This is a genomic window from Streptomyces sp. NPDC048419, from assembly GCF_043200415.1.
Taxonomy (GTDB): Bacteria; Actinomycetota; Actinomycetes; order Streptomycetales; family Streptomycetaceae; genus Streptomyces.
In genome coordinates this window covers 53,881-75,739 of record NZ_JBICXT010000008.1, presented here as the reverse complement: position 1 = coordinate 75,739, position 21,859 = coordinate 53,881, and the positions used below count along the sequence as shown (strand labels likewise).

Annotated in this window: 22 protein-coding genes and 3 pseudogenes; 20 read left to right on the top strand and 5 right to left on the bottom strand. The window is 70.5% G+C overall.

Annotation, left to right across the window (positions count from 1 at the left end):
• The first annotated feature begins 480 nt into the window (after window positions 1-480).
• The 16 genes and pseudogenes from ACGFYN_RS18720 (at window position 481) to ACGFYN_RS18645 (ending at window position 13,376) form a co-directional block, all read left to right on the top strand.
• The gene (locus ACGFYN_RS18720; RefSeq protein ID WP_393866913.1) at window positions 481-1,470 is read left to right on the top strand and encodes an aldo/keto reductase; all 990 of its coding nucleotides are present in this window, start codon (window positions 481-483) and stop codon (window positions 1,468-1,470) included.
• A 60-nt stretch (window positions 1,471-1,530) separates the two neighbouring features.
• Window positions 1,531-2,364 (top strand): inositol monophosphatase family protein, encoded by an 834-nt coding sequence (locus ACGFYN_RS18715; RefSeq protein ID WP_393867124.1) that lies wholly within the window; start codon window positions 1,531-1,533, stop codon window positions 2,362-2,364.
• A gap of 242 nt (window positions 2,365-2,606) precedes the next feature.
• Window positions 2,607-3,839, top strand: coding sequence for an MFS transporter (locus ACGFYN_RS18710; protein ID WP_393866912.1), 1,233 nt, complete (start codon window positions 2,607-2,609; stop codon window positions 3,837-3,839).
• 156 nt (window positions 3,840-3,995) lie between these two features.
• Entirely contained in the window at window positions 3,996-4,643 is a 648-nt protein-coding gene (locus tag ACGFYN_RS18705) for a dihydrofolate reductase family protein (RefSeq protein ID WP_393866911.1), read from the top strand.
• 82 nt (window positions 4,644-4,725) lie between these two features.
• Window positions 4,726-5,352, top strand: a complete 627-nt coding sequence (locus tag ACGFYN_RS18700) for a DUF3887 domain-containing protein (protein WP_393866910.1) — start codon at window positions 4,726-4,728, stop codon at window positions 5,350-5,352.
• Window positions 5,353-5,375: 23 nt separating this feature from the next.
• Window positions 5,376-5,591, top strand: a complete 216-nt coding sequence (locus ACGFYN_RS18695; protein ID WP_393866909.1) for a PLD nuclease N-terminal domain-containing protein — start codon at window positions 5,376-5,378, stop codon at window positions 5,589-5,591.
• Window positions 5,592-5,791: 200 nt separating this feature from the next.
• On the top strand, window positions 5,792-6,133 hold the full coding sequence (locus ACGFYN_RS18690) for a carboxymuconolactone decarboxylase family protein (RefSeq protein ID WP_393866908.1): 342 nt from the start codon (window positions 5,792-5,794) through the stop codon (window positions 6,131-6,133).
• An 80-nt stretch (window positions 6,134-6,213) separates the two neighbouring features.
• A complete protein-coding gene (locus tag ACGFYN_RS18685) occupies window positions 6,214-6,675 on the top strand; it encodes a DUF6325 family protein (RefSeq protein ID WP_393866907.1) in 462 nt (153 codons plus the stop codon).
• A 67-nt stretch (window positions 6,676-6,742) separates the two neighbouring features.
• Window positions 6,743-7,033, top strand: coding sequence for an SHOCT domain-containing protein (locus ACGFYN_RS18680; protein WP_393866906.1), 291 nt, complete (start codon window positions 6,743-6,745; stop codon window positions 7,031-7,033).
• A gap of 190 nt (window positions 7,034-7,223) precedes the next feature.
• A pseudogene (locus ACGFYN_RS18675) lies at window positions 7,224-7,999 on the top strand (oxidoreductase).
• 96 nt (window positions 8,000-8,095) lie between these two features.
• The gene (locus ACGFYN_RS18670) at window positions 8,096-9,082 is read left to right on the top strand and encodes a serine/threonine-protein kinase (protein ID WP_393866905.1); all 987 of its coding nucleotides are present in this window, start codon (window positions 8,096-8,098) and stop codon (window positions 9,080-9,082) included.
• A gap of 85 nt (window positions 9,083-9,167) precedes the next feature.
• Entirely contained in the window at window positions 9,168-9,524 is a 357-nt protein-coding gene (locus ACGFYN_RS18665) for a hypothetical protein (protein ID WP_393866904.1), read from the top strand.
• Between the two features lie 118 nt (window positions 9,525-9,642).
• Window positions 9,643-10,617 carry a hypothetical protein gene (locus ACGFYN_RS18660; protein WP_393866903.1) on the top strand — a complete coding sequence of 325 codons (975 nt, stop codon included), beginning with the start codon at window positions 9,643-9,645 and terminating at the stop codon, window positions 10,615-10,617.
• Between the two features lie 21 nt (window positions 10,618-10,638).
• Window positions 10,639-11,400, top strand: a complete 762-nt coding sequence (locus ACGFYN_RS18655) for a hypothetical protein (RefSeq protein WP_393866902.1) — start codon at window positions 10,639-10,641, stop codon at window positions 11,398-11,400.
• Between the two features lie 3 nt (window positions 11,401-11,403).
• On the top strand, window positions 11,404-12,201 hold the full coding sequence (locus ACGFYN_RS18650; protein ID WP_393866901.1) for a PP2C family serine/threonine-protein phosphatase: 798 nt from the start codon (window positions 11,404-11,406) through the stop codon (window positions 12,199-12,201).
• Entirely contained in the window at window positions 12,198-13,376 is a 1,179-nt protein-coding gene (locus ACGFYN_RS18645; protein WP_393866900.1) for a hypothetical protein, read from the top strand. Before ACGFYN_RS18650 ends, ACGFYN_RS18645 begins: the two co-directional genes overlap by 4 nt.
• Window positions 13,377-13,419: 43 nt before the next feature.
• Here the strand turns inward: ACGFYN_RS18645 and ACGFYN_RS18640 are convergent.
• Window positions 13,420-15,028: pseudogene (locus tag ACGFYN_RS18640) on the bottom strand (cation acetate symporter).
• Window positions 15,025-15,273 carry a DUF485 domain-containing protein gene (locus tag ACGFYN_RS18635; RefSeq protein ID WP_393866899.1) on the bottom strand — a complete coding sequence of 83 codons (249 nt, stop codon included), beginning with the start codon at window positions 15,271-15,273 and terminating at the stop codon, window positions 15,025-15,027. Before ACGFYN_RS18635 ends, ACGFYN_RS18640 begins: the two are co-directional and overlap by 4 nt.
• A gap of 443 nt (window positions 15,274-15,716) precedes the next feature.
• On the opposite strand from ACGFYN_RS18635, the gene ACGFYN_RS18630 reads away from it, so the two are divergent.
• The gene (locus ACGFYN_RS18630) at window positions 15,717-15,956 is read left to right on the top strand and encodes a hypothetical protein (RefSeq protein ID WP_393867138.1); all 240 of its coding nucleotides are present in this window, start codon (window positions 15,717-15,719) and stop codon (window positions 15,954-15,956) included.
• Window positions 15,957-16,155: 199 nt separating this feature from the next.
• Window positions 16,156-16,464 (top strand): WhiB family transcriptional regulator, encoded by a 309-nt coding sequence (locus ACGFYN_RS18625; RefSeq protein WP_393866898.1) that lies wholly within the window; start codon window positions 16,156-16,158, stop codon window positions 16,462-16,464.
• Window positions 16,465-16,534: 70 nt separating this feature from the next.
• On the opposite strand, the pseudogene ACGFYN_RS18620 reads toward ACGFYN_RS18625, so the two are convergent.
• Window positions 16,535-16,843: pseudogene (locus ACGFYN_RS18620) on the bottom strand (SDR family oxidoreductase); the annotation flags it as partial.
• A gap of 304 nt (window positions 16,844-17,147) precedes the next feature.
• Between ACGFYN_RS18620 and ACGFYN_RS18615 the strand changes: the two are divergent.
• Window positions 17,148-19,037 (top strand): arabinofuranosidase catalytic domain-containing protein, encoded by a 1,890-nt coding sequence (locus ACGFYN_RS18615; RefSeq protein WP_393866897.1) that lies wholly within the window; start codon window positions 17,148-17,150, stop codon window positions 19,035-19,037.
• A gap of 68 nt (window positions 19,038-19,105) precedes the next feature.
• Here ACGFYN_RS18615 and ACGFYN_RS18610 read toward each other — a convergent pair whose 3' ends face one another.
• A complete protein-coding gene (locus tag ACGFYN_RS18610) occupies window positions 19,106-19,528 on the bottom strand; it encodes a DUF6003 family protein (RefSeq protein WP_393866896.1) in 423 nt (140 codons plus the stop codon).
• Between the two features lie 63 nt (window positions 19,529-19,591).
• The gene (locus ACGFYN_RS18605) at window positions 19,592-20,716 is read right to left on the bottom strand and encodes an ABC transporter substrate-binding protein (protein WP_393867123.1); all 1,125 of its coding nucleotides are present in this window, start codon (window positions 20,714-20,716) and stop codon (window positions 19,592-19,594) included.
• A 117-nt stretch (window positions 20,717-20,833) separates the two neighbouring features.
• Here ACGFYN_RS18605 and ACGFYN_RS18600 point away from each other — a divergent pair, with 117 nt between their 5' ends.
• Window positions 20,834-21,787, top strand: coding sequence for a hypothetical protein (locus ACGFYN_RS18600; RefSeq protein WP_393866895.1), 954 nt, complete (start codon window positions 20,834-20,836; stop codon window positions 21,785-21,787).
• The last annotated feature ends 72 nt before the right edge of the window (window positions 21,788-21,859 follow it).

Genomic DNA, 21,859 nt, shown 5'->3' with positions numbered 1-21,859 from the left:
GGGCGCCGTCATCACGGACGGTTACGGCCGCATTCTGTACTGGCTGATCCGGCCCGGCACCGCGGCCGACTGGCAGCTCCCCGGAGTCCAGGTATTCGGCGCCGGATGCCACGTGGTGGTGCCGCCGCCGCACCGCACCACGGGCCCCGTCCTCCACCGGTGCGTGCCGCCCCCCGCGACGACGAATGCACCGGCGCGCCCGCCCTGCATGCGGCCCTGCGGGCCTCCCTGTCCCACGACAGGTGTCCCACGCCCTGAGCACCTGCCCCGGCCGTCCCTTAGCCCGGCCGGGGCAGGGCACGTTCCGTCCGCGGGAAGGGCTGACTTGCGTTGGAGTGCGCTTCAGGTCGTAGCGTCGAAGACACCGCGGTTGCACAGGCCTCGCAGGCCGGCGTGCGCCACGGGACGTCGGGCGGCCGAATCCGTCACCGGACGGACGACGCGCCCGAACGACGAACGAGTGAAAGGATGGGACACGACATGCGAAAGCGCAGTCTGCGGGACCTCCAGGTATCGGCCATCGGCCTCGGGTGCATGGGCATGTCCGCCTTCTACGGATCGGCAGACCAGGAGGAGGGGGTCGCGACCATCCGGCACGCCCTCGACCTCGGCATGAACTTCCTCGACACCGCGCAGATGTACGGGCCGCTCACCAACGAGTCGCTCGTCGGTGAGGCGATCCGGGGACATCGTGACGAGTACGTGCTCGCGACGAAGTTCAACTACCGGATGGACGACGCCGTACCCGGCGACATCAGCACGGTCGGCCCGCAGGACGGTTCGGCCGCGCACGTCCGCAGCTCGGTCCTCGGCTCCCTGCAACGGCTGGGAACCGATCACATCGACCTGTACTACCAGCACCGGGTCGACCCGAACGTGCCCATCGAGGAGACCGTCGGCGCGTTGGCCGAGCTGGTCGCCGAGGGCACCGTGCGATACATCGGGCTGAGCGAGGCGAGCGCGGAGACCATCCGGCGCGCCAACGCCGTGCACCCGATCACCGCCGTACAGAGCGAGTACTCCCTGTGGTCGCGTGACGTGGAGGCCGAGGTGCTGCCCGCCTGCCGGGAGCTGGGCATCGGCTTCGTGCCGTACTCGCCCCTCGGCCGCGGCTTCCTCGCCGGGCGGTTCACCTCGCCGGACGATCTGGACGCGAACGACTGGCGCCGCCAGAACCCGCGCTTCCAGGACAGCAACCTGGAGGCGAACCAGCGGCTGGCGGCCAAGGTCAAGGAGATCGCCGCCGAGAAGGACGTGACGCCGGCCCAGCTGGCCATCGCCTGGGTGCTGGCCCAGGGCGAGGACCTGGTGCCGATCCCGGGCACCAAGCGCCGCACCTACCTGGAGCAGAACGCCGGCGCGGTCGACATCGAGCTGACCAAGGACGACCTGGCCCGCATCGACGCGGAGCTGCCGCAGGCGGCCGGGGAACGGTACGACGAGGCGGGCATGCGGTCCGTCAACCGCTAGTGCTCCGGCCGGGGCGGTTCGGAGGGGCGGTGGCGTCGCCTCGATAGTCTGCGCGGCGTGATCAACGCATACGAGAGTTCAGACGCATACGACAGTTCCGACGCATACGAGAGTTCCGACGACGCCGCAGTCGCGATAGCCGGGGCGCGGGCCGGCGCGCACGTGGTGCGCAGCATGTACGGCGGGCAGCTCGACCGCATCGACAAGGGCGCCGGGGACTTCGCCACCGCCGCCGACGTGGCGGCGGAGAAGGCGATCCTCGGCGTCATCCGTGCCGCGCGGCCCGCCGACGCGGTGCTCGGTGAGGAGGGCGGGCGGCAGGGCGCCGCCGACGCCGTGCGCCAGTGGCTGGTCGATCCCCTGTGCGGCACGCTGAACTACGCCGCCGGCACCATGGTGGTGGGCGTCAACGTGGCGCTGCGCGACGGTGCGGCGGCCGTGGCCGACCCGTTCGGCGGCGAGGTCTTCTTCACCGACGGGAAGAGCGCCTGGTTGCGGCAGGACGGGGCCGAGGACGCCCCCCTCGCGCCCTCGTCGGCGAGCCGGCTGGTGGACGTCAACCTGGATCCGCCGTTCCCGAGTGCGCCCGCATTCCGGGCCGTTGAGCTGCTTGCCCACGCCGAGTTCGTCGCGTCCTTCCGGCCGCGTGTCGTGTCCACGACGCTGGCGCTGGCCTGGGTCGCCGCGGGCAAGCGCGCCGCGTACGTCACCGACGGCGGCGACCTCACCGGCAGCGTGCACTTCGCGGCCGGTATCGCCTTGTGCCGGGCCGCCGGCTGCGTGGTCACCGGGATCGACGGCGCCCCGATCGGAGCGGGGAGCAACGGCCTCGTGGCCGCCGCCGACGACGAGACCCACCGGCTGCTGATGTCGATGATGCGCGGCCGGAGCTAGCTCCCGCATCGCGACGGGCCTCGCCGGTCATGGACATCGCCGGTTTCGGCGCATGAGAATGGCCGCGATTCACACCCACCTGCGACACCTCGAGATTTCTGCCCGGTGACGGAGTCGGTGCGGGGCGCGTGTCCCCTCCCCGTGCCAGAACTGGACGGTTCCAGGCGGCGACCACGGGTCGGTTCATCCGGACACCGACGACCCAGGTGAGCCGTCCCGCCGGGCAGCGAAATGGACTCGCCGTGCCCTCGGCGAACTACCGTTCCCTGCTGCGCACCCCGGGTGCCGCAGCCTTCTTCCTGCCGGCCTCGCTGGGACGCGTCGGCGTCGCGATGACCGGCCTGAGCATCGTCTGGCTCGTGCACGCCCGCACCGGCACCTTCGCCTCGGCCGGCCTGGTCAGCGGCGCGTTCGCGGTGGCCGAAGCGGTCGGGGCGCCCCAACTGGCCCGTCTTGTGGACCGGTTCGGGCAGCCGCGGGTCCTGCCGCCCGCACTGCTCGCCCACGCCGCCGCGGTGGCGGGCCTGGTAGGTCTCGTCGCCGTGGACGCCTCCGGTCCGCTGTTGGTCCTGGGCGGTGCGCTGGCCGGGGCGAGCGTCCCTCAGCTCGCCGCTCTGTCCGCGGCACGCTGGGCACACCTGCTCCGCGTCGATCGAGCGACGGAACTGCCCACCGCGTTCGCGCTGGAGTCCGTCAGCAACGCCGTGGGCTACCTCGTGGGCCCCGCGACCGTCAGCGCCCTCGCCGCGGCCGGACATCCGACGGCCGGAACGGTGCTGGCCGCCTCCCTGTCCGTGGGCGGCGGACTGATCCTCGCGACCCGGCGCCGTACCGCGCCCACGCCGACCGTCGACGGCGCCGGGCAGCCCCGCGAGGACCGCTCCTTGCTGCGCGGCGCCGTCCTCGTCCTGATGGGCCTCAATCTCGCCACCGGCGTCTACTTCGGCGCCATGCAGGTGTCGGTGACCGCCTTCGTGGTGGAGCACGGCGTTCCGGGCGCCGCCGTCCCGGTCTTCGCCGTCTCCAACTGCAGCGGCCTGCTGGCCGGTTGGCTCTACGGGCTGCGCCGATGGCGAACGACACCGCCGGTACAACTGCTCGCGGCGAGCGGTGCGTTGACGATGGGCACGCTGCTGTTGCTCACGGTCGGCTCACTGCTGGGGCTGGGCCTGGTCGTGGTACTGACCGGCGCCACGATCCCACCCCTTCTCGCGCTCTTCTCCGTGCTCACCGAGGCGACCGTCCGCCGTGCCGTCCTGACCCAGGCGTTCTCCTGGCTCGGGTCCGCAAGTGCCGCAGGCTCGGCCGTCGCGGCGGCCGTCTCCGGCCGGGCGATCGACTCGCTCGGACCACGCGGCGGCTTCGCGCTCACCGCCACGGCTGCCGCCGCGATGACCCTCCAGAGCCTGGTCGGCCTACGTCTACTGCGCGCACCGAAGCGGCAGTTGTCCCGTGCGGAGCCGACGTCGAACTGAGGTCGTGCCGGCAGCAACCCTCCCTTTCGGTGGGCGCCGCCTTCCCGTTGACGTAAGAATCGGCAGTGGACGTCCCGGCACCGGGGCGACCACTGCCGCTGTACGGCTGAGCCGGTCCGTTCAGGCGCGACCGGCCCAAGGAGAGGAATCGCCAGCATGTCACTCGCACGCGTCCACAACTTCTCCATCTCGCTCGACGGCTTCGGCACCGGTGAGGGCCAGAGCCACGACGCGCCGTTCGGCCACGCCGGGGAACGGCTGCACCAGTGGATGTTCACCACCCGCTTCTGGCACGACATGGTCGGCAAGCCCGGCGGGACCACCGGCATCGACGACGCCTTCGCGCGGCAGTTCAACCCCGGGATCGGCGCCGAGATCATGGGCGCGGGGAAGTTCGGCTACCCGGGATGGCACGCGGACCCGGAGTGGAAGGGATGGTGGGGACCCAACCCGCCGTTCCACACGCCGACCTTCATCCTCACCCACCACACGCGCCCGTCGATCGAGATGGAGGGCGGCACGACCTTTCACTTCCTCGACACCGAGCCCGCCAAGGCGCTCGAGGCAGCCCGCGACGCCGCGGGCGGCCAGGACGTACGCATCGGCGGGGGCGCGAGCGTGGTCCGCGACTTCCTCGCCGCCAGGCTCATCGACCACATGCATGTCGTGGTGGTCCCGATCCTGCTCGGCCGGGGCGTACGCCTGTGGGACGGGCTGGAGGACATCGAGAAGGACTACCAGATCGAGACCGTGTCCTCGCCCTTCGGAGTCACGCACGTGACGTTCACCCGAGTGGGAGTCTGACGACGGCTCGGCGGTTCGCCCGCAGCGAGCCGCTGTAAAGGATCCCTTGACGCCAGTGGTCCCGTAAAGGCATCCTTTACGCATGGCCGATACTCCGTCCCTCACCGCCCTGAGCGGGTCGCTGGCCCAGCAGGCCTCGGTTCTGGCGGAGGCGCTGGGCAGCCCGCTGGCGCCGCCCGCCTACCTCGACCTGGTCCGGCGGGCTCAGGGCATCGACGAGCTGGCGGAGCAGGTCCTCAAGCTCTCCGTGCAGCAGTGCCGGGATGCCGGCCACACCTGGCAGGAGATCGGGGACCTGCTCGGCGTCACCCGCCAGGCCGCCTTCCAGCGGTTCGGCCGGCCCATCGATCCCCGGACGGGAGAACCCATGGACAAGACAGTGCGCATGGCCGACGCCGCACCGCGCGCGATCACGATCGTCAAGGCCGTCCTCGACGGACGCATGGACGAGGCCAGGCAGTCGTTCAACGCGCAGGTCCTGGAGGCGTTCACCGACGAGGCCCGGGGTGACGGCCTGGCCACGGTCACCGGCCTGGTGGGTGAGTTCGAGGGCTTCGGCGAGGGCGAGCCGTTCGTCCGCCGGATCGGCGACCACACGGTCGTCGACATCCCGTTGCGCTACGAGGCCGGCGACATGAAGGCCCGGGTCGCGTTCGACACCGAAGAGAAGGTCGCCGGGATCTTCATCCTCGTGCCCGAAACCCCGTAGAACACCGTCACCGAGGTCCCGCCATGCCGGTCGAATCCCTCAATTCGTCTTCGCCCACTCCGTGGATCGCGATCGTGCCGCTGATCGCGATCCTCCCCGCCGTCCTGTGCATGGTCGACATCGCACGGCATCAGCGGACACGGCAGTACCCGCCCCAGGTGTGGCTGGCCATCTGCGCCTTCGGGAACATCTTCGGCCTGATCGCCTACCTGAGGTTCGGCCGCAGCGAAGAGCGGTGACGGCGCGCTCGGCGGAGCGCCGTGTCGTTCGTGCGGTGACGCGGGCTCCGGCTCGCCAGGGCGGGGACCGGGCGCAGCACGCATCGCCGCGTCCCGCCCACGTGTCCGCCGCGCCGGTCGGACCACCCGCGATGGGTGATGCCGCCCCGCCCCGGTTGCGTGAGCATGAGCAACGCGCCGGGAGCGAAAGGAGCGCCGACATGGCCGGAGAGACCATCGCGGAACGGAACATCGGGAGCCTCGCCGAGGCCGACGCCCCTGTGTTCGAAACGCTTGTCCAGATGCAGCTCGACACCTTCGAGAGGTCAGGGCTGGACACGGAGACGTACCTGCTGGCGCGGATCGCCGCGCTGGTCGCCACGGACGCCGCGCCCTCCAGTTACCTCCTCAACGTGGGTGCCGCCGCCGAGAGCGGCGTTCCCTGGGAGAAGGTGCAGGGCACCCTGGTCGCGATCGCCCCGGTGGTCGGCAGCGCTCGTATCGTCTCGGCGGCCGGCAAGATCGCCGAAGCGTTCGGCCTGCTCGACGACGACAGTGACTGATCCGCGGCCCGGCGCAGGCGAGCTGCCGTATGCCGGCCCGCGCCGGCCGTCGGGTCCCGTACCGGAAGTCAGGAGTGACCATGAGTGACGACCTGGAAGAAATGGGGCCCGTCGACTATCTGGTCGTCGAGTTCCCCGGCAGTCGGATGACGGGCGAGGGGCTCCCCCTGCTCGTCGACCTGGTGGACCGCGGCATCGTCCGTATTTTCGACTTTCTTTTCGTGCAGAAGGACAAGGACGGCACGGTCTCCGTTCTGGAGCTCAAGGACGTGGGGGACGAGGTCGATCTGACCATCTTCGAAGGAGCCTCCTCCGGTCTGATGGGCGACGACGACATCAAGGAAGCGGGCAACGCGATTCAGCCGGGCAACTCGGCTGCGCTCCTGGTCTACGAGAACGTGTGGGCGGCGCCGCTGGCCCGGGCGCTGAGGCGTGGCGGCGCCCAGATGGTGGCCAGCGGACGCATCCCGGTCCAGGCCCTGCTGGCCTCCTTGGAGGCGATCGAGACGTCATCGTCCGGAGCAGGATCTGCGATCGCCTGACCGAGACCTGAGCCCGCGGCACGAACCCCTGTGCCGGCGGGCCGCACACCATGGGAGATGAGTGGACATGCCCGGACTGCTTCGCGGTGTCGCGCGCACCGCCGTCGTCGCCGGCACCGCCACGGCCGTGTCGAACCGCGTTTCGCGGCGCCAGGCCGGACGGTGGGCGCAGCAGGACTATGGACAACAACAGCAGGCGTACCAGCAGGCACCTCCCCAGCAGGCGCCACCTGCCGCCGCGCCCGCCGACGACATGAACGACAAGATCGCGCAGCTCAAGCAACTGGGCGAGCTGAAGGCGCAAGGCGTGCTGACCGAAGCGGAGTTCGAGGAGCAGAAGCGCCGCATCCTCGGCTGACTCCGCGGGGCCCTCGGCGGCGCATGACATCGGGCCGGAGCGGCAGTGCGAACCGGCTCCGGCGGACGCAACGGGCCGAGCGGGGCGACGCGTTCGCCCTGCGGAGCCGGTACAGGCCTGGCACGGTGGGTGCCAGGCCGTGCTGTTCGCCGGCCGGGCCCCGCCCTCCCCCTTCCAAGGAGCCGATGTCATGGGCAACGAACTTCAGGGCAGAACCGCCGTCGTCACGGGTGCGAGCAAGGGCATCGGGCTGGCCGTGGCCGAAGCCCTCGCCGGAGCCGGAGCTTCCGTCGTCGCCGGGTCCCGTACGTCGTCGAAGGAGCTGGACGTATTGGTCGAGCGGGGCTCGGTGGCCTGGGTGCCCGTCGACCTGAGCGAACCGCGGCCGGACACCTGATCGAGGCCGGCCAGGGACAGGTGGACATCCTCGTCAACAACGTCGGTACGGCGCCGCCCCGCACCGGCGGTTTCCTCACGGTGACCGACGAGGAGTGGCTGCGCACGCTCGACCTGAACCTCCTCGCGGCCGTAAGGGTCACGCGAGCCGCGCTGCCGGCGATGCTCGCGGCGGGCCGGGGCTCCATCGTCACGATCGCCTCGGTCAACGCCACCCTGCCCGATCCGCTGGTGATCGACTACAGCGCGGGCAAGGCCGCTCTAGTCGCCTTCTCCAAGGCACTGTCCAAGGAGGTCGGCCCCAAGGGCATCCGCCTCAACACGGTGAGCCCGGGACCGGTGGAGACGGATCTGTGGCTCGGCGGGGGAGGTGTGGCCGACACGGTGTCGGCCGCGGTGGGCGGCCGTCCCGAGGACATCGTGGCCGACGCGAAGTCGTCCATGGTCACCGGCCGATTCACCAAGCCGCAGGAGGTGGCGGAACTGGCCCTGTTCCTGGCCGGGGACCGTTCGGCCAACATCACCGGCAGCGACTTCGTCATCGACGGCGGCCTGATCCCCACCTGGTGACCGCTTCCGGCATTTCCCGCATCACCTCTGTGCGGACCGGGATTTCGCGGGAGACTCGGGACATCCTGCAACGAACCCCGAAATGAGGTGAGCGGGATGCGCACACCGGTCAGCGATCCGATGAAGGTGGGGCCGTACCGCATCGTGGGGCGGCTGGGCTCCGGCGGCATGGGCTGGGTCTATCTCGGCCGGTCGCCGGCCGGACGCGAGGTGGCCGTGAAGGTGGTACGCCCCGAATTGGCGGCTGAGCCCGAGTTCCGTGAGCGCTTCGCCCGCGAGGTCGCCGCCGCCAGGATCGTCAGCGGCGCGTACACGGCGGCCGTCATCGACGCCGACACCGACGCCGAACTGCCCTGGCTGGCCACGATGTACGTCCCCGGCCCGTCGCTGGCGGAGGCGGTCCGCACGGACGGGCCGCTGCCCGAGGAACAGGTGCGCCGGCTCGGCGCGTTCCTGGTCGAGGCGCTGCAGGCGGTGCACGCGGCCGGTGTCGTGCATCGCGACCTCAAGCCGGCCAACGTGCTGCTGGCGTCCGACGGCCCGCGCGTCATCGACTTCGGGATCTCCCGCGTCGAGGGCGCCCCCGGGCTCACCCAGGCCGGCCTTATCGTCGGCACACCGCCCTTCATGTCGCCCGAGCAGATGAAGGGCGCGCCCATCGGCCCGCCCACCGACGTCTTCTCCCTCGGCGGGGTCCTGGTCTACGCCCTGTCCGGCCGGCCGCCGCACGGGGCGGGGGACTCGGTGCGCTACCAGGTCGTGTTCGGCCCACCGCGTCTGGACGCCGTACCGCAGGGGCTGCGGCCCCTGCTCTCGCGCTGTCTGGCGAAGCGGCCCGAGGACCGGCCAGGGCTCGGTGAGCTGCTCGCCGGACTGATCGAGGAGAGCGGGCAACCGCCCTCGTGGCCGCCGCCCAAGGTGCGGCGCACCATCGAGATCCGGGTCGGCGAACTGGCCGCCCGCCGGGACTCCGGAGCGAGCGTGTCCGTGCCCTCCTGTCTGCTGCTGCACGCCCAGGCGCTCCTGGACGCCGGACTGACCGACGAGATGGTCGCCCGGGCGGTGGGTCGTGCCACCCTCTGAGTCGTTGCCCTCACCCGCGCATGAAATCGGCACGCACTGGCGGCAGTTGGTGGAGAATTGGGGGGCCGGCCGAAATTACCGCGGCGTGGCGGACACCGACTCGATGTCCCTCCAATTCGATCTCGACGAAACGGGCCGTACGCTCACGGTGAGATTCATGACCACGAAACGGCTGCTCGTGGCCTTTGTCACCGACGGTCATTTCCTGCGCCATGACCAACTGGCCGTCGCCGCCGCCGCATCGAACGCGTGGAACACCGAACAGCTGAATCCGATGCTCTCCGTCTGGGATGTCCGAGGACCGCGCCCCTGCCTCGCCGGGGTGTGCAACCTGCCGCTGACCTGCTGTGTCACCCAGGCGGACTTCGACGCTCTGGCCAGTGACTGGGTGGAACGCGCGCGGCAGATGTTCACCCGTTGCCATCAGGTGTTCAAGCTTTAGAAGTGACGGTCGTGAGGGCCCTCAACCCCTTTCGGGTAAGGGCGCATTGCCTTCACTATGGGCACGGGTCTTTTCAGGCCACGGGGGGTTGTCCATGAGGCGTTCACTCTGTTTCACCATGCTTCTCGGGATTCTCCTCACGGTGCTGCCATCGGGGCCGGCGGCCGGGGCCGGCGACTCGTGCGACGCGGGTTTCTCGGCGCGGCTGCGGTGCTGGTCCGGCTGGCTCGGCAAAGGGGCCGTCACCGTCAGGCTCAACCAGGCGCTGCCCCTCGACACCGCACGTGACCGTGCCGGACTGGCCGCCCGGGTCCTGAAGCAGCGCGAGAACCTCGTGGTCCAGGTGCCGGCCGGTGCCACCACGGGCGAGGGCGGGACGGTGCTGCTGGTGCTGGCAGGCCACCGGTTCGTCGATCCGGGGGCCCACGTCAGCCGGTTGACACCCTCGACCGTGCGAGAGCTGAACCGTCTCGGCGCCTGTCACCCCCAGATCCGCGACGATCTGTGCACCGTCCTCGGCACCCGCGACCTGCCCGGCAGCGAGCTGACCGGGCGGCCGGACGTCGCGACCCTGGGCCCGGAGCACTCGGTCGCGGTCGGACCCGCTCCGCATCCGCCGGCCGCCTCATCGGCCGCGGCGAGGAAGAAGACATCCTCGCAACGGTCCGGCCCCGACCCCGCGATGATCGGCATCGCCGTCCTGGGCGTCCTGCTCGTTCTCCTCCTCGCCGCCTTCGTCCAGGTCGTCCGTCGTTCCCGCTCCCTCGCCGCCCCCGGTGTCGGCGCGTTGCCGGCGTCGCCCCGTGCCACCGACGACACCACCACGCGTTCCCGGAACGGTCCGCGCGCCGCACCGAGCCCGGGCCCCGCGGCCCGAAAGGGCCCCACTCGCCCCGCCGTCGTACGCACCGACCTGCACCCCCAGGGATACGTCGAACTCGGCCGGGTGCTCTACCGGGCGACGTGGGCGCAGCCAGGGCGGACGCCGCCCGGCCCCGGTGCGCGCGTCGACGTCGCCGACGCACCGGATCGCGACCACGACGTCCTCTTCGCCTTCCCGCCCGCCACCGGACGTCAGACCCACGCCCGTTGAACCGCCGCACCAGGAGACGCCATGTCCAGCGAATACCCGCCCACCCTGCCGGCGGAGTACGCCGACATCGAGTTCGAGAACAACGCCCAGCGCCTGCCGCTGGTGCTGTGCCTGGACACCTCCAGCTCCATGGCGGGCCCGCCGATCCAGACGCTGAACAACGCGCTCGTGGAATGGACCCGGGAACTGCACGACGACGTCGCCCTCAGCTACAGCGTCGAGGTCGCCGTGGTCACCTTCGGCGGCCAGGCCGTCGCCGTCTGGCGCGGGCCCCAACTGCTCGCCCCCGGTGCCCCGGTGAGCCCGTTCGTGCCCGCGCACCAGTTCCGGCCGCCGCTGCTCGGTGCCACGGGCGTGACCCTGATGACGGAGGCCCTGGAGCTGTCGATGCACATCGTCGCGGCCCGCAAGGCCGAACTGCGCGCCTCCGGGCTGCAGTACTACCGCCCGCAGATCTGCCTGGTCACCGACGGGCTGCCGACCGACTCCCAGGGACGGCGCACCGACACCTGGCACCGGCTGGTGCCGGTGCTGGCCGAGGAGCAGGGTGCCCGACGCTTCCGGCTGTACGCGATCGGTGTCGGCGGCATCACCGACCTCGGCGAGCAGGTGCTGCGGGCGTTCGCCCCGAAGTTCAACGCGACCATCCACGGGTTTCCGTTCCGGGAGCTGCTCCAGATGATGTCCGCCAGCGCGAACGCCGAGCAGAAGGGCGCCGGGGACGAGGTCTTCGAGAAGATCTTCAGCCAGTTCAAGACCCAGCGCCCGGCCTGGGAGAGCTAGGCCATGGACGAGGGCAGCGCCGGCTGGCGGATCCACGGCATGAGCGTCGAGGGTTATCGGCACCGCCGGGACGGCCGCCCCTGCCAGGACGCGTGCGGCCACACCGAGTCGGGGCCGCTCGCCGTCCTGGCCGTCGCGGACGGCGCCGGCAGCCGGCCGCGCTCGGAGGAGGGTTCACGGCTCGCGGTCGCGCTGGCCGGCGAACACTTCGTACGGCGGGCCGCCGCGGCCGTCGACGATCCGCCCGGCGAGCGCGTGCACGACCTGCTGCTGGACGCCTTCCACGACGTCACCAAGGTGTTCCTGGACACCACCGGCCCGGCCGCCGCGGACTTCGCGACCACACTCACCGTCGTCGTGCTCGCACCGGGCTGGCTGGGCCATCTCAGCGTCGGTGACGGCTTCGTCGTGCTGCGCGCCGGCAGCGAGGACGGTCAACGCCAGTTCCATCTGCTGCCGCAGCCGCCCGCCGTGGGCGAGTACAGCAACGAGACCGTCTTCCTCACCTCACCGGACGCCGCCCGCCAGGTGCACACCGACTGCGTGTGCGACGCGGGCATCGACGGCGTGCTCCTGTCCACCGACGGCCTCGCGCAGGCCGCACTCTCCCGGTCCGCCGACGGCCCGCCCACGCCCAACGCCTCCTTCGCCGACGCCGTCTTCCGCTCCCTGGACGGCCCCGGACCCGTGCCCGACAGCGCGCACGACAACCTCGCCGCACTGCTCAGGTCGGACCGGCTGACCGCGCTCAATGCGGACGACAAGACACTGCTGCGAGCCGTGCGCAGGACACGCTCATGAGCGGACGCCTGGTTCATCTGGACGGCAAGCCGGTGGTGCTCGCCGAATCCCCGCTGAAGGGCGGCGGCCAGGCGGCCGTCTTCCCGGTCGAGGGCGACCACGGCACCGTCGTCAAGCTCTACCGCGATGCGCCCGGCCCCGACCAGGAACGCCGGCTGGCCCGGATGCTCACCATGTCACCGCTGGCCGCCCGCCCCACCAACCGCTTCCAGCCGCCCGAGCTGGCCTGGCCCACCGCGCTCGCCCGCGGCAGCGGCGGCGAGTTCCTCGGCTACGGCATGCACCGCTTCGGCGAGCCCGAACACGTCCAGCTGGTCGGCCTGTTCACCCGCGTCCAGCGTCTGAGGCTGTTCCCCGACCGGGCCGACTGGCGCTTCCTGCTCGGCGTCGCCTGGAACCTCGCCTTCATGACCGCGCGCATGCACTACGACAACCTCGTCATCGGCGACTTCTCCAGCGGCAACGTCGTCGTCGACGCCAACGGCTTCGTCACCTTCCTCGACTGCGACTCCATCGCCTTCACCGACCCCGTGACGGGTGAGCCGTTCCCCTGCCTGATGCACACCACGGACTACTCCGCCCCCGAGCGGCAGACCGGCGCCCCCGCCACCCGCTCCAGCGACGACTTCGCCCTCGCCGTGCTCGTGTACCAGCTGCTGACCGCCGGCAACCACCCCTTCGGGGGCGTACCGCACGAGAGCACATCCGAGTCGACCGTGAAGGACAACATCGCCGCCAGCGTCTCGTACGTGGTGCGCCCGGAGCTGGTGACCGTGCCACGAGGCACCGTCGACCCGTCGGTGCTCCCGCCCGACCTGCTCACCCTGGCCCGCGCCGCCTTCGGTCCCGGAGTGCAGGCCCCCGCCGCCCGCCCACCGGCGGACGCCTGGCTGCGGGCACTGGACGGGGAGCGGACACGGATACGGGTGTGTCCCGCCCGGCCGCTGCACACGTACGGCTCCCATCTGCCGTCCTGCCCCTGGTGCGACCGGGCCGCGCTCACCGGTCACGACGTCTTCAACGCGCCAGGGCCGCTACCGCTTCCGGCTGCGGTGCCGCCCCCGTCCCCACCCCCGCAGGACGAGCCGACGGCCCGCCGGTTCGGTCCGCTGAAGGTGGCGCTCCTGCTGATCGTTCTGGTGCTGATCGTCGTGGTCGTGGCGGGAGTGGTGTAGAGCGAGGGTTCTGCAGACGCAGAAGTGGTTGCGGCCCGGCACGTCATCCGCTCGCGCGCCGTGACGGTCCGGCGAGCAGAAGCGGCTCGACGGCCTCGTAGCGGTCGCGTTCCTGTACGACTGCCCTTCCGCGGGACAGGAGCGTGCCCAGCACGCCGCACAGGAAGCCGGCCGGTACCGAGACGAGGGCCGTGGTGGTGAACGGGAACCAGTTGAAGTCGGCGTCCGGGAAAGCCGATTGGGGAGTCCCGGACACGAGGTTGGTGCCGGGAATGAGGACGAGGACGCTCAGGCTGCCGCCGATGAGGGTGCACAGCAGGCCGGCGCGCGTGTAGCGCCGCCAGAAGAGGCTGTAGACGAGCGCGGGCGCGATGGCCGAGGCGCCCAGGCAGAACGACAGGATGGCGAGCGGCTGGAGGCTGCGGTGCTGCGCCACCACGGCCAGCAGGATCACCGGGACACCCACGGCCACGGACGCCAGCCGCGCCAGTGCCGTCTCCCGCTGCGGCGCCGTGGCGTGGCGGGTGGCGGCGATGTCATGGGCCAGGGAGTTGGCGCAGGCCAGTGTCATGCTGGCCACGGAGGCCAGCAGCGTCAGGAAGATCGCCGTGGTCACCGCGGTGAACAACAGGCTTTCCGCATGCGACAGTTGCATCCCGAACGCGGCGCGCGCCCAGCAGATAGGCGGTGTTGCCCCGTGGGTCCGCGGCGGTGACACCGGTCCGCCCGATGAGGGCCGTGGCGCCGACGGCGATGACGATGACGACGGCGACGAACAGGGCGACGGTGCACACCGCCCAGCTCATCGCACGCCGGACCTGGCGCGCACTGCCGGCGCTGTACATGCGCATGGTGACGTGCGGCAGACAGGCGCCCCCGAGCACGATGGCGCACTGCGTGCTGATCATGTCGAGACCGCTGTGTGCCCCGCCGGTGAACTGCAGTCCGTAGCGCAGAAAGGCGTCACCGGCTCCGCTGCGCCGTGCGGTGGCCCGGAACAGGTTCTCGGGGCTCCAGCCGAAGGTGTGCAGGACGAGCGCGGCGACGATCAGCCCCGAGCCGAGCAGCATCACCGTCTTGAGGATCTGGATCAGGGCGGTGCCCCGCATCCCCCCGATGGCCGCGTACGTGATCATCAGTGCCCCGGCCCCGACGACGCAGCCGGTCCGCATCGCGCTGTCGGAGAAGCCGAGGACGTACGCCAGCAACTGGCCCACGCCCGCGAGTTGGACGACCATCATCGGCACCAGCGAGGCCAGGGTGACCACGCAGGCCGTGACGCGCACCGCGCGGCCGGGCAGGCGCCGGCCGAGTGCGTCGCCCATGGTGAACTTGCCGGTGTGATGGAGGGGTTCGGCCAGCAGGACCATCAGGAGCAGCAGGGACAGCAAGGTGCTCAGGGCCAGTACGACACCGTCGAAACCGCACAGCGCGATGACACCGCCGACGGTGAGCACGGTGGCCGCGGAGATGTAGTCACCGGCGATGGCCAGGCCGTTGGGCAGGGGCGAAAGGGAACGGTAACCGGTGTAGAACTCGGCGAGGTCGTCGCGGTCGGGGCCGGTGAGCACGCACAGCAAGAGCGTGAGGGTGACGACCGTGCAGAACGCCACGAGCGACCATGACTGCGCGGTGCCGTCGAAGTCGGTCATGACCGCGGCTCCGGCTCGACGGCGCCGTACGCATGCCGGCGTACGCGCCGGGCCAGCGGGTCGACGTACCGGCGCGCGATCAACTCGTAGAGGACCACCGCCAGCCAGGTGACGGGGAGTTGGACGAGGGCGAGCACCAGCCCGACGGGCAGGCCGCCGGGGGCCGGGCGGGTCATGACCGAGGGCAGCTCGACGGTCAGGGTGAGAAATACGGCGAAGTAGCCGAGTGCGGCGAACGTGGCCACGCGGCGCAGGCGACGGCTCGCCCGGCGCAGCAACCGCAGATCGCGGTGGGGACCTGTCCATGAACGGGTGCGGAAAGGCCGTCGCCCCTCATGCGGGCGCGACGACTGCGTACCTGGGGAGGGGAAGGCGTGCCGGCCGGGCCGGTGTCGCGTCGGACAGAACTCGGACGACGACTCGGTGGATAAGTCGGAGCTGTCGGAGGACATCCCAAGATCTCCTGGTAGGTCGAGGGCCCCAAGAGGTGCGGACCGCGGGGAACGTGGGGGAGCGGTTCGGGATTCCGCACGTTATGCGGGCGGCGGGCAGCGCGCAGCGGCTTCCACGAACTGCCTGGTGAGGCCCGGTCCTTGCGCTGACCTCGGATGTTGAGGGTGTGGCAGGTGTGCCGACGGTCCGCAGCCGTTGCCGTAGGGGCTCGGCGGATTCGGCTTGGGGCGCCCGTGTGTTCGGCTCGGTCGCGGGCATCCGGATCGCAACGGTACGCACCCGACTTCACGAACGGACGGACACCATGCTGGCGATCCTCTCGGCGGTCTTGTTCTTCATCTCCTTCCTGATCAACGCGGCGGACATCTCGACCAACGACACCTTCACCTCGACCAATGTGATGCTGCTCGGCCTGACCGCGCTGGCGCTGCACCTGGCGGGTATCGGCAGCGGCTGGAACTGGCGCAGACGCTGAAGCCCACGCGTCGGCATCGGTGTCGCCGCACGGGGGCGCCCTTAGCGCCCCCGTGCGCGGAAAGCAATCACCGCTCACCCGAAGGTGTGACGCTCGAACGAGATGAATGAACGTTTCCCTCAACTACGTGATGTCATATGCCTGTTGCTTTCAGCAAACGGCAATTCGTCATGCAGGCCAGGGGAGAGGACGGCACCGGATGGTGGACACCAACTGGGGCGAGCAGGGCCAGTGTCGAACGGCCGACCCCGACGACCTCTTCGTCGAGGGCACCAAACAGAACCGGGCCAAGGCACTGTGCGGCGGCTGCGGAGTGAGGACCGAGTGTCTCGCCTACGCCCTCGATCAGCGCATCGAATACGGCATCTGGGGAGGCATGACCGAACGCGAACGCCGGGCCCTGCTCCGACGTCGCCCGACCATCACCTCCTGGCAACGCCTGCTGACGTCGGCCCGTGCGGAACACGAGCGCACCCACGCCACGGTGGGTGAGCTCAAGGCGAGTTGACGCCGCCTCCGCCCTGCCGGCGGAACAGGAGCCCGTGGAAGCCCTGCGCCACCGGTTCGCCGGGTGATCGCTACGCCGAGATCCCGAACGGCCTGGCCGGCGGCACTGGAACCTGCGTGGACGCCCGCGGATTCCTCCGTAGTGCGCCACCCGTGGTTGCCGATGCCAGATCGGAACTGAGGTACACGACCACGTTGGCGATCTCCTCGGGCTCGATGAGGCGCTGAAGCAGCGACTGGGGGCGGTGCTGCCTCATGAGAGTGCGCCGGGCCTCGTCCCACGGGACGTCGCGGCCGACCAGCTCGTACACGAAGTTCTCCACGCCCTCGGTGTGTGTGGGGCCGGCGATCACGCAGTTGACGGTCACTCCGGCGGCAGCGTCTCCCGGACCGACTCGGCGCCCTCCTCGCCGGCCACGCTCGGCGGCTGCCTGGACCCTGGCCTGATCGCGGCCGTTGATCCCCACCCGCGCGCCGGCGCGCGAGCCCGCCCATCGGCTGTTGGCAGCCATATTGACATCGGAAACAAACACATTCGAACCGCCCAGCAAAAGCCCACCCAAAGCAAGGAAACAAATATTGACGGGTATCAACAGATTGCGTAACTTCCGATCCGACTACCTGTACCAGCTTTGGGCAATGACGCCACTCGTCAGTGAAATAGAGACTCGGGAAAGGATTGTCATGTATACATCAAGATATTCACTCCATCGGGCGCCTTTAAGACGCGGCCCACGCGTGCCCCGACGGGCGGCGAGATCCCTGGCCGCCGCGGCGACCACACTGGGACTCGTCCTCGCGTTCCTCATCGGCCTTCCCGCGACATCGCAGGCGGCGGGCTCACTGCCCTGCGACATATACGGCGCCGCCGGCACCCCGTGCGTCGCCGCGCACAGCACCACGCGAGCCCTGCTGTCGTCCTACAACGGCCCGCTCTACCAGGTCACCCGCGCCTCCGACGGCGGCAAGACGGACATCGGCTTGCTCTCCCAGGGCGGCTACGCCAACGCCGGCCAGCAGGACACCTTCTGCCAGAACACCACCTGCCGCATCTCGAAGGTCTACGACCAGACGTCACGGCACAACGACCTCCTCCCCGGCCCGGCGGGCACCGCGGGCGGCGCGGACCGCGGGGCGGACGCGAGTGAGATCGCGGTGACGGCAGGCGGCCACAAGGTGTACGGCATATGGATCTCGCCGGGCGTCGGCTACCGCTACACCGGAGCGGCCTCCGGCGTCGCCGTCAACGGCCAACCCGAAGGCGCCTACATGGTGGCCAGCGGCACGCACGTCGGTTCCGACTGCTGCTTCGACTACGGCAACGCGGAGAGCACGCCGGCCGACACCGGCAACGGCCACATGGACGCCGTGAGCATCGCGACGACGTGCTACTTCGCACCGTGCACCGGCTCGGGCCCCTGGGTCGAGGCCGACATGGAGAACGGCATGTTCCAGGGCGACAACGGCTCCAACACCGCCAACCTGGGCAACAACAGCGCCTATGTGACGGCGGTGTTGAAGAACAACGGACAGACCAGATACGCCCTCAAGGGCGGCAACTCGCAGTCCGGCGGCCTGTCGACCTGGTGGGACGGAGCCCTGCCCACACGCGGCGGCTACCAGCCCATGCAGCAGGAGGGCGGCATCATCCTCGGCACCGGCGGCGACAACAGCAACCGGAACCGCGGCACCTTCTTCGAGGGCGTCATGGTCGCCGGCTACCCGACGGACGCCGCCGAGAACGCCGTCCAGTCCAACGTCGTCTCCGTCGGCTACTCCGGACAGACGGACGTGCCGAACGGTCCCCAGGGAACGATCACCGGCCCCGGCGGCAAGTGCGTCGACGCCGCCGCGGACGACACCGGCGGCAACGGAACCGCCGTACAGCTCTGGGACTGCCAGACCTACGCCGAGGACCAGCACTGGCAGCACAACGCCGACGGCTCCCTCAGCACCATCGGAAAGTGCCTTGACATCGTTGGCAACGGTACGGCGAACGGGGCCAAGGTCGAGCTGTGGGACTGCAACGGTGTGGGCGGCCAGAAGTGGGTGCAGCAGAGCAACGGTTCGCTGCTCAACCCCCAGTCGGGCCGCTGCCTGGACTCACCGAGCGGCGCCACCGCCAACGGGACGCGGCTGCAGATCTGGGACTGCAACGGCGCCGCCGCGCAGAAGTTCGCGGTGAACGGCGGCGCTCCCGCTGTCGGACCCGGCAGTAAGTGCGTCGATGTCGACGCCGACGACACCGGCGGGAACGGCGCGGCCGTACAACTCTGGGACTGCCAGTCCTGGGCGGTCGACCAGCACTGGTTCCACCGCTCCGACGGCTCGCTGTCGACCCTCGGACGGTGCCTTGACATCGTTGGCAATGCTACGGCGAACGGGGCCAAGGTCGAGCTGTGGGACTGCAACGGTGTGGGCGGCCAGAAGTGGGTCCAGCAGAGCAACGGTTCGCTGCTCAACCCCCAGTCCGGCCGCTGTCTGGATTCGCCCGATGGCGCCACCGCCAACGGGACGCGGCTGCAGATCTGGGACTGCAACGGCGCCGCCGCGCAGAAGTTCGCGCTCAACTAGCGCCGCATTACGGGGAGTCGGTGTCCGAGCCCTGCCCGGTACCGACTCCTCCGCGCCCCGGTCGTGCGTCAGCCGGCCTCCGCCTTGATGACGGCGAGGTCCTCACCCGTCAGCTCCGCGATGCGGTGTGCCGGCACTCCGGCTGCCAGGGCACGGGTGAGCAGAGCGTCCCGGCCGTCGGTCTGGGATCGGTAGGCCAGCAACTCCCGCTCCAGTTGCGCGACGCCAGGCGGCGCCATCTCGTGCCGCAGGCGGCTGAGTTCCTCCTCGCCGAGGGGCACGGGCAGCCGCTCGGCGTCCTCGGGGATGGCCGCCGTTTCTTCCGGTGGGAGCAGCCGCAGCTCGGGAGAGGTCGCGGTGACACCCTGCGCTGCGAGCCAGGCTCTGACCGCCGGAGTCTCCATGCAGGCCAGTTCTCCGACGGCCATGGGAGGTACGCCCAGCGTGGCGGCCGTGCCGTCCAGCAGGACGAGATAGGCGTCATCGGTCATCGTCGTGGCCCCTCGGCGAAGTGGAGTTCGGTCTGCCGCACCGCATACCCGGCATCGGCCGGCTCAGCCGGTGCGAAGGACGCGAAAGCGATCGGGCGCCGCCGGATCCCGATCGACGACCTGGACGGGTGCCCATGCCCACTGCCGAACGCTGATGCCGGGGGTGCGGGAGAACCGGATCGGCCCACGCGTGCCCTCGACCGCAACTCCCGCCCAGGGCATGGCACCACGCTTCCGGCCCACGTCCTCGGTACGCAGCACCTCGGCGAGCACGGCGATGGTGTCGTACCCCTCGAAGGCGACGAACGAGGGCGCCCGGCCCAGTCGTTCGCGCAGCGCGGCCTCGACGCGTGCCCCAATTGGGCCGAGACGCTCGGGCAGGTAGCGCAGGAACGGGATCCCGGCACCGTCCTCGCCCAGTAGCGCCGCCCATTCGGCGAACTCCGGCTGCCCGGCCGGAGCACCCATCATGATGTCGCCGAGGCGCTCGTCGCCGCGGACGGACTTGACGATCGACACGGCCGGCTCGGGGAGGCCGGTCAGCAGCAGGAGGGCCGTCGCGCGATGGTCGACGAGTGCGTCGCACACGGCCGACGGGGTGAGCGCGCCCATGTCGAAATCGATGACGGTGCCGCCGCGCGGGGCAAGGTGGTCCCGCAGAATGCGGGCCCCGGATTCCCAGTAGACACTCGGCTGTGCCGCCACGGCGATCCGGCGGTGGCCTGCGTCGAGCAGGAACTCCCCATAGACCCGCCAGCCGTGGGACTGCGCCGGAGCCACACGCGCGACCCACTCCGTCGGCTGGTCGGTGAGCGCGTCGAGCACCGCCGAGGAACAGAGGAACGGCAGCCCGAGGGCATCAGCCTTGGTGGCAGCGGCGCGAGCGACGACGCTGTGATACTCCCCGGCCAAGGCGGCCACACCCAGACCGGCCAGCTCCTCCACGGCCGCGACGGCCCGCTGCGGATCAGCCGCCGTGTCCCGCACCACCAGCTCGAGCGGCCGCCCGAGCACCCCGCCGGATTCATTGACATCAAGAACACCCGACTCCAGCCCGGCGAGCAGCTGTTGGCCCGCCTCCACCCAGCCTGGCCGGGTCAGCGGAACAAGGGTGCCGATGGGAACGGACCAGCTGTCGGTCCGCTGAGGAACAGGGTGCGATGCCGGCGTATTGACCATGGCGGACATTGCATCCATGGCCATGGCCGACAGGCAACCCATTACCGGGACATCGATGTCAGTGGCTCTTGTTATAAACGGGGGTGCAGGCACTCAGTGGGAGTGTCCTGCACCGAGGAGGGGAATGTGACAGTGCACAGACGCGCAGGTTCACTGCGGTCGCTGCTGGGCGCGTTATTGGGCCTCGCGGTGGCGGCCGGTCTCAGTGTCGGTGTGGCCGGGACGGCATCGGCTGCCACCGGCGCACCGGCGGCCGTGACCAAATACAGCTTCACCAGCCAGGCCGGTGACTACATCGGCCAAGGCGGCAGCGCCGCGTACACGCCGTCCACGGCGACCGTCAGCGTCGGCGGTGACGCGGGGTACGTGCGGTTCAGAGTGAGCACCGCCGACGAGTGGTGGGACGTCGACCTCGCGGCGCCCAGCGGCGAGCAACTCCGGCCGGGCATCTACCGCAACGCTGAGCGCGCCGCGTTCCGGACCGGGCGGTCACCCGGACTCGACGTCTCGGGAGACGGACGCGGCTGCAACGAGGTCTACGGGCAGTTCTCGGTCAACCAGATCGAGACCGACGCGTCCGGAGCGATCACGGTCCTGGACGCCACCTACACCCAGCACTGCGAGAACGCCGACGCCCCCGCCCTCAAGGGTGTCCTCAAGTACCGCGCCTACCCTCTGTCCTACGCCTACACGAGCGACCCCGGGGACTACATAGGCCAGGGAACGTCCCAGACGCATCAGGGCGCCACCAGCACCTTCTCGCTCAGGCCGTACGGCCAAGGCGTCCAGTACGACGTTTCCGGCAAGCGGGAGTACTGGACCGCGATACTCACCCCGCCCGACGGCGAACAGTTCGCGGCCGGGCACACCTACCAGGCCCAGCGCAGCCAGAGTGCCGGAGTTGCGGGACTGGACGTGTTCGGCGACGGACGCGGCTGCAACACCGTGACGGGAGAGCTCACGGTGACCAAGCTGGCCCGCGGTGACGACGGCGCCATCAAGGCGTTCGCCGCCACCTTCGTGCAGCATTGCGAGGGCGGCGGACCCGCTCTGCACGGCACGATCCACTACTACGCCTGACACCTTGGCGGCCTCGACCCCCTGAACCAGGTCGAACCCCTGCCGGGACCCGAGATGTGGGGCCCGGCAGGG